6 protein-coding genes are annotated in these 6,129 nt (G+C 71.7%); all 6 read right to left on the minus strand.

All coding sequences use genetic code 11. The features are described 5' to 3' along the window. Positions 1-84 precede the first annotated feature (84 nt). On the minus strand, positions 85-462 hold the full coding sequence (locus EBN88_RS27755) for a helix-turn-helix domain-containing protein (protein WP_122399792.1): 378 nt from the start codon (positions 460-462) through the stop codon (positions 85-87). A 95-nt stretch (positions 463-557) separates the two neighbouring features. Beyond that, a complete protein-coding gene (locus tag EBN88_RS27760; RefSeq protein WP_122399793.1) occupies positions 558-1,118 on the minus strand; it encodes a CinA family protein in 561 nt (186 codons plus the stop codon). Continuing rightward, on the minus strand, positions 1,108-1,746 hold the full coding sequence (gene pgsA / locus EBN88_RS27765) for a CDP-diacylglycerol--glycerol-3-phosphate 3-phosphatidyltransferase (protein WP_122399794.1): 639 nt from the start codon (positions 1,744-1,746) through the stop codon (positions 1,108-1,110). The genes EBN88_RS27760 and pgsA overlap by 11 nt, the downstream gene beginning before the upstream one ends. Then, positions 1,743-3,254: a 30S ribosomal protein S12 methylthiotransferase RimO gene (rimO, locus tag EBN88_RS27770; protein ID WP_122399795.1), complete on the minus strand. Its 1,512-nt coding sequence runs from the start codon at positions 3,252-3,254 to the stop codon at positions 1,743-1,745. Before rimO ends, pgsA begins: the two co-directional genes overlap by 4 nt. A 52-nt stretch (positions 3,255-3,306) precedes the next feature. After that, on the minus strand, positions 3,307-4,122 hold the full coding sequence (locus EBN88_RS27775) for a helix-turn-helix domain-containing protein (protein WP_233581043.1): 816 nt from the start codon (positions 4,120-4,122) through the stop codon (positions 3,307-3,309). Positions 4,123-4,296: 174 nt separating this feature from the next. After that, on the minus strand, positions 4,297-6,129 hold a 1,833-nt coding region (locus EBN88_RS27780; RefSeq protein ID WP_147472874.1), incomplete at its 5' end, for a DNA translocase FtsK.

Consider the following 6,129-nt stretch of genomic DNA (forward strand, 5'->3'; position numbering starts at 1 on the left):
CGCCGGCCCGCACACGCGGGCGGCCGCGCCCGGCGCACGCCGGCCGAGGGCGCGCCGGCCCGCGACCGTTCAGGCCGTGACGCTTCAGGCGGCGACCACGTCCACGGCCTCGGCCGGGGCCTTGATCGTGACGCGCTCTTCGGGACGGTGGGTGACGGTGGAAACACGCACGGGGTTCAGCATCGGACGCATCGGGGGCACCGTGTCACTCGCGGCGGACTGGGCCAGCTCGGCGAGGGACAGCTCATCGCTGACCTCGCGCATCAGCTCCGACATCCGCAGTTCGAGAGCATCGCAGATGGCGGCCAGCAGCTCGGAGGAAGCCTCCTTCTGTCCCCGCTCCACCTCGGAGAGATATCCGAGGGAGACGCGGGCGGAAGAGGACACTTCGCGCAGGGTGCGGCCCTGACGTTGGCGCTGCCGACGCAGCACGTCACCCAACAGGCGACGGAGCAGGATCATCGGTGGCTCCCTCCTCGGACCGTTGGCCTCGCTAGCTTCATGCCCCACCGTACCGCCTCGGACTCCCCCCGCGCGGGGAGCGATGTCTTGTTCACTCAGGGCTGCAAACATCCATCCTCTCCGTTCTGTTCCGTATCCTGACCCGCTCGGAAGTCCGCGTGCAGCAGCTCGTTCCGCAACAGGGCGAGCACGGCGCGTACGCTGCCGGCGCGGATCGCGGCACGGTCACCCCGCAGACTCAACCGCTGAGCCACGACTCCCCCCTCACCCGGCGCCGAAACCGCGACATGGACCGTGCCCACCGGCATCCCGTCCTGCGGCTCGGGGCCGGCCACCCCGGTGGTCGCGAGCCCCCAGTCGGCGCCCAACAGCCTGCGCGCGCCCACCGCGAGCTGCCGCGCCACCTCCGCGTCCACCGCGCCCCGTTCGGCCAGCAGCGTGCCGCTGACGCCGAGCACCTCGCGCTTGACCTCGGTGGCATAGGCGGTGATCGAGCCCCGGAACGCCCGGGAGGCGCCCGGCACATCCGTGATCGCGGCGGCCACCAGGCCGCCGGTCAGCGACTCGGCGACGGCAAGGGTCTGGCCGCGCCCCACCAGGATGCCCAGCACCTGGGACTCCACGGGGGGCTCGTCGGCCCGCGCGCTACCGGCCATCGGCCCGCTCCCTGGCCAGCCCCCGGCGCCGCAGGACCACGGCCTGCCGCACATAGTCGAGGCCCGTCGCCACCGTCAGCACCACGGCCAGCGCCATCACCCACCAGCGCAGCGTGGCCAGCGGCCCGGTCAACGCCAGTATGTACATCCCGACGGCGATGCCCTGGGCCAGCGTCTTGAGCTTGCCGCCGCGACTGGCCGGAATCACCCCGTGCCGGATCACCCAGAACCGCATCAGCGTGATGCCCAACTCCCGCGCCAGGATGGTGGCCGTGACCCACCACGGGAGGTCGCCCAGCAGCGAGAGGCAGATCAACGCGGCGCCCATGATCGCCTTGTCGGCGATCGGGTCGGCGATCTTGCCGAAGTCGGTGACGAGGTTGTGCCGTCGGGCCAACTCCCCGTCGAACAGGTCGGTGATCATGGCGATGGTGAACGCCGCCCACGCCAACGAGCGCCAGCCCGGGTCGTGCCCGCCGTCGGCGAACATCAACAGCACGAAGCCCGGCACCAGCAGCAGCCGCACCATGGTCAGGATGTTGGCGATGTTCCACAGCGCGGGTGCGGCGGAACGTTCCCGATCCGCCGTCCGGCCTCTGCCGGCGGCCGAGGCCGGCGTGGATGTCACCTTCCCGCCCCCGGGTCGCCGGCGCCGGCGACCGGCGTGATCTCGGCGATCAGGTCGACCCCCTGGGAGCCCACGATCCGCGCCGGCACCAACTGGCCGACGGCCGGCCGGTCTTCGCCCTTGCCGACCAGCAGGATCTGGCCGTCGGTCTCCGGGGCCTGGTGCGCCGCACGCCCCACGGCGACGACCTCGCCGGTGGCGCCTGACACGTCCGTCTCCTCGTCGACACCCAGTGACTCGACCAGCACCGAGGCGTCCTCGCCCAGCCGCTCCTCGGCCCGCTGCGCGATCAGCTCGTCGGCCAGCTCCGAGACCCTGGCCAGCCGCTCGGCGACCACCTCGGGCGGCAGCTTCTCGGCGAACCCGGCCGCCTCCGTGCCCTCCTCGTCCGAGTACCCGAAGACGCCTATGGCGTCCAGCCTGGCGCCGGTGAGGAAGCGTTCCAGCTCGGCGAGGTCCGCCTCGGACTCGCCGGGGAAGCCGACGATGAAGTTCGACCGCACGCCGGCCTGCGGGGCCTTGCTCCTGATGGTGGCCAGCAGCTCCAGGAAGCGGTCGGTGTCCCCGAAACGCCGCATGGCGCGCAGCACCTCGGGCGCGGAGTGCTGGAAGGACAGGTCGAAGTAGGGCGCGACCTTCTCCGTGCCGGTCAGCACGTCGATCAGCCCGGGCCGCATCTCGGCCGGCTGGAGGTAGCTGACCCTGATCCGCTCCAGCCCTTCCACGGCGGCCAGCTCGGGCAGCAGCGACTCCAGCAGCCGGATGTCGCCCAGGTCCTTGCCGTAGGAGGTGTTGTTCTCGGAGACCAGCATGATCTCGCGCACCCCCTGCTCGGCGAGCCAGCGCGCCTCGTTCAGCACGTCCGAGGGCCGCCGGGAGATGAACGAGCCACGGAACGAGGGGATCGCGCAGAACGTGCAGCGGCGGTCACAGCCCGAGGCCAGCTTGACGGAGGCGACGGGGCTTGCGTCCAGCCGGCGCCGCAGGGGGGCACGCGGCCCGGAGGCGGGCGCAAGCCCCTCGGGCAGGTCGGCGATCGCGCCGTGCCCGGGCAGGGCGACCTCGGTACCCTGGCGCTCGGCCGGGCTGATCGGCAGCAGCTTGCGCCGGTCGCGCGGCACGTGCGGGGCGTGCGAGCCGCCCGAGAGGATCGTGTTGAGCCGTTCGGAGATGTCCGCGTAGTCGTCGAAGCCGAGCACCGCGTCCGCCTCGGGCAGCGCCTCGGCCAGCTCCTTGCCGTACCGCTCGGCCATGCAGCCGACCGCGACCACGGCCTGGGTCCGCCCCCCGGTGCCCTTCAGCTCGTTGGCCTCCAGCAGGGCGTCCACGGAGTCCTTCTTGGCGGCGTCCACGAAGCCGCAGGTGTTGACGACGGCGACCTCGGCGTCGGCGGCGTCGTCCACCAGGTCCCAGCCGTCGGCGGCCAGCCGGCCCGCCAGCTCTTCGGAATCCACCTCGTTACGGGCGCATCCAAGGGTGACCAGGGCAACGGTACGGCGTTCGGACATGCCAACAAGCCTACTTCGTTCCCGGCGTCCCGCCCGTCGCGGGCCGCCCCGCTCAGCCCTCCTCGGGGTCCCCCACGGTGTAGCTGAGGCGCTGCACCTGGCCCGGCTCGAAAACGTCCTCGATCTCGCGCCCGTTGACGTGCAGCTTGACGGCGCCGGCGTTCCCCAGCACCAGGTCGATCCGCTCGTCGTCGGTGTACGTCTCCGAGTCGCCGTCCTCCAGGTTCCCCTCGAAGAGCAGCCGGCCGTTGCTGTCCTTGACCGAGATCCAGCTGGTGCCCTCCATGGTGAGGCGCACGGTGACCTTGTCGGCCGGCACCCCGGCCACGGCGCTCTCGGTGGGCGGCTCGGGCTCGGTGGTGGGCGTCTCGGGGCCCCGCCGCTCCGGCCCGTCGCCGCCCGGGGAGTCCGCGCCGGGCGTCTCGGTGCGCTCGGCCACCGAGCCGCCGCCCTCCTCGTCGCCCGCGCTGAAGAACGTGAAGCCGACGAAGCCGATCACCACCACGATCGCGGCGACCATGGCGGCGGTCCAGTTGGGGCGGCGCGGCTCGGGCCGGATGCGCTCCGCCTCGAAGAGCGGGCCGCTGGGCAACGAATCGTCGTGGTGGCCCCGCTGGGCGTTGTACAGCTCGATCAGCTCGGCCGGCTCAAGCCCGACCGCCCTGGCCAGGGTCCTGACATGACCGCGCGCGTAGACGTCGCCACCACAGCGGGAGAAGTCGTCCGCCTCGATGGCCTGAACGATCGGAACGCGCACACGTGTGGCCGAACTGACCTCATCCACGGTCAGTTTCGCATCGATGCGCGCCTGCTGGAGGGTACGACCGACAGAAGGCCGGTCCTTGGCTTTCTCGTTGCCGTTGGACACGGGGGCGCCTTTCGAGCGTGAAGCCACCTGCTGTGCTTATCAGTCTAGGGGTGCCGGAAAAGGAACGGGCAACCGGGCGGGCGACTTCTGTCCGCCAACGGGATGGCGTTCCCCGCGTCCGGCCGCGCGGAAGACGCCCTCCCGTCGCGGTCGGACCCGTCGGGCCCTACGCTGCTACTCCCCACGAATCAGCGCGAGCACACCATCCAACTCGTCGGGTTTGATCAGCACGTCCCTGGCCTTGGAACCCTCGCTGGGACCCACCACGCCCCGGGACTCCATGAGGTCCATCAGCCGCCCCGCCTTGGCGAAGCCGACCCGCAACTTGCGCTGCAACATGGACGTGGAGCCGAACTGCGTGGAGACCACCAGTTCGGCGGCCTGGCACAGCAGATCGAGGTCGTCGCCGATCTCCTCGTCGATCTCCTTCTTCTGCCGGCTGCCGACCGTCACATCGTCCCGGAAACGCGGCGCCATCTGGGCCTTGCAGTGCTCGACGACCTGGGCGACCTCCTCCTCGGTGACGAACGCGCCCTGCATCCGCGTCGGCTTGTTGGCGCCCATCGGCAGGAAGAGGGCGTCGCCCTTGCCGATCAGCTTCTCCGCGCCCTGCTGGTCGAGGATGACCCGGCTGTCCGCCAACGACGAGGTGGCGAAGGCGAGTCGGGACGGCACGTTCGCCTTGATCAGCCCGGTCACCACGTCCACGCTCGGCCGCTGGGTGGCCAGCACCAGGTGGATGCCGGCGGCCCTGGCGAGCTGGGTGATCCGGACGATGGCGTCCTCCACGTCGCGCGGGGCCACCATCATCAGGTCGGCCAGCTCGTCGACGATCACCAACAGGTAGGGGTAGGGCGTCAGTTCGCGCTCGCTGCCCTCCGGCACCGTCAACTTGCCGGCGCGCACGGCCGCGTTGAAGTCGTCGATGTGGCGGTAGCCGAACGCGGCCAGGTCGTCGTAGCGCAGGTCCATCTCGCGCACCACCCACTGGAGCGCCTCGGCGGCCCGCTTGGGGTTGGTGATGATGGGCGTGATCAGGTGGGGGATGCCCTCGTAGGCGGTCAGCTCCACCCGCTTCGGGTCGACCAGAACGAGCCGCACCTCCTCCGGAGTTGACCGCATCATGATCGAGGTGATCAGGCAGTTGACGCAGGACGACTTGCCGGAGCCGGTGGCGCCGGCGACCAGCATGTGCGGCATCCGCGCCAGGTCCGCCGTCACATAGCCGCCCTCGACGTCCTTGCCGAGCCCCACCAGCAGCGGACGCCCGTCGCTCATCGCGTCGGTGGTGCGCAGCACGTCGCCCAGGTTGACCATCTCGCGGTCGCTGTTGGGGATCTCGATGCCGACCGCCGACTTCCCCGGGATCGGGCTGATGATCCGCACGTCGGGGCTGGCCACCGCGTAGGCGATGTTCTTGGTCAGCGCGGTGATCTTCTCCACCTTGACGGCGGGCCCGAGCGACACCTCGTAGCGGGTGACCGTCGGGCCCCGGGTGAAGCCGGTGACCCGGGCGTCCACCTTGAACTCGCCGAAGACGGTGGTCAACGACTCCACCACGGCGTCGTTGGCGGCGCTGCGCGTCCGCCCCGGGCCGCCCCGGGTCAGCAGCTCGACGGACGGCAGGGCGTAGCTGATGTCCCCGGCCAGCTGGAGCTGCTCGGCCCGGGGCGGCAGCGGCTCGCTCGGCTCGGGCGCCGGCTTCGTCAGGTCGGGGACCGTGCCGGCCTGTCCCTCGACCGTATCCTGAGCGACCTGCTCAACGCCCGTGCCCGCCGGGCCCGTTGACGGGTGGCCCGTCGACTCCTCCGCGTCGGGCGGCGCCGCCCGCGTGGCCCGGCGGCGTTCGTTGGCCGAGATCCGGCTGCTGATGTCGGCCACCACCGGCGAGGGCTGCACCCCGTGCAGCACCGCCCCGTCCAGCGAGGCGGCGGCGGCAGCGGCCACGTCCACCGGGTCGGCGCCGGCGGCCCGCCGGCGCGCGCCCCGGCGCGCACGGCGCGCCTC

It is taken from the genome of Streptomyces triticirhizae (assembly GCF_003696235.1).
GTDB lineage: Bacteria > Actinomycetota > Actinomycetes > Streptomycetales > Streptomycetaceae > Streptomyces > Streptomyces triticirhizae.